This is a genomic window from Microbacterium sp. 71-23 (assembly GCF_001897265.1).
Classification (GTDB): Bacteria; Actinomycetota; Actinomycetes; order Actinomycetales; family Microbacteriaceae; genus Microbacterium; species Microbacterium ginsengisoli.
In genome coordinates this window covers 1-1,296 of record NZ_MKSL01000032.1, presented here as the reverse complement: position 1 = coordinate 1,296, position 1,296 = coordinate 1, and the positions used below count along the sequence as shown (strand labels likewise).

Annotated in this window: 2 protein-coding genes; both read left to right on the top strand. The window is 73.1% G+C overall.

Annotation, left to right across the window (positions count from 1 at the left end):
- A partial coding sequence (locus BGO15_RS10640; protein ID WP_286748254.1) for a hypothetical protein occupies positions 1-474 on the top strand: 474 nt, incomplete at its 5' end.
- Between the two features lie 74 nt (positions 475-548).
- The coding region (locus BGO15_RS10635) for a cation:proton antiporter (protein WP_286748252.1) at positions 549-1,296 on the top strand (748 nt) is incomplete at its 3' end.

The window sequence follows — 1,296 nt, the reverse complement described above, 5'->3', positions numbered from 1 at the left end:
CTGCAGTTCGTGCTCGACGGGAAGAAAGTGGAGGTGTACGCGGACCACGCCCCCACCGCGGCGCCGAGCGCCTCATCCCGACGCATCCCCCGCCCCACCCCGACCCCGCTCGCGATCCCGGAGAAGACCCGCGACGAGCTCGCGCGCGGGGTGATCGACGGGACGACGGGCAGCGCGAACACCACGAACGAGATGTCGGCGGCTCCCAAGAAGGACCGGATGTACGACCTGCAGGCGGCGTGCACGGCGAACACCCGCGGCGTGGCACTCCAGTACGAGGTGCGCACCGCGGATGCCGCGCACGCGACGCTGCAGGGCGGAGCCGCCCCGTGCAACGGGCCGCCGACCACGATCGTCACCGAACTCGTGACCGACCAGCCGGTGCAGGTGGTGTTCACCGAGACGGACGGCGTGCGCGAGGGCTACGCGATCGTCACTCCCCACGCCGACGCGCCAGGCGCGCCGACGGGCTAGGCGGGCCGACGGGCGAGGCGCGGACCGGCACGCCGTGCCCGCCGCACGGCCCTCGGCGGGTCTAGCGTGATGCCGTGACGTTCACGTCCCTCGCCCTGCTCGTCTGCGTGGGCCTGCTCGGGCCCGCGCTCGCGGCCGTCCCGCGCTGGCGCATCCCCGTGGTCGTCGGCGAGATCGCCGGCGGCCTCCTGATCGGCAGCTCCGGACTGCGGCTGATCGACCCGACCGACCACACGCTCACATTCCTCGCCGACATCGGATTCGGGCTCACGATGGTGCTCGTCGGATCGCGTGTCCCCGTGCGCGATCCGCGCATCCGGTCCTCGATCGTACGGGGCGCGATCGGCGCGGCCGTCGTCGGTGCGGCGGGTGCCGTACTGGCCATCGCGCTCGCCGCCGCGTTCGGGACCGGCCACGCGCTCCTGTACGGCGTGATCCTCTCGTCGTCGTCCGCGGCGCTCGTGCTCCCGATGCTGCAGTCCTCGGGGGTGGACGCCCGCACCACGCCCCAGCTCGTCGCGCAGATCGCCATCGCCGACGTCGTGTGCATCGTGCTGCTCCCCCTCGTGATGGCTCCCGGCCGCGTCCCCCAGATCGCGATCGCCGGCGCGATCATCGGCGCCATCGCCGCCCTGGGGGCGATCCTCCTCCGCCGCGCCGGGAGGACCGACGCGCGCAAGCGCTTCCACCGGTTCTCGGAGCAGCGTGCGTTCGCGCTCGAGCTCCGCATCAGCCTCCTCGTCCTGTTCGGCCTCGCCGCGATCGCGCAGTACGCGTCGGTCTCGGTGATGGTCGCCGGATTCGCACTCGGCCTCATGCTGG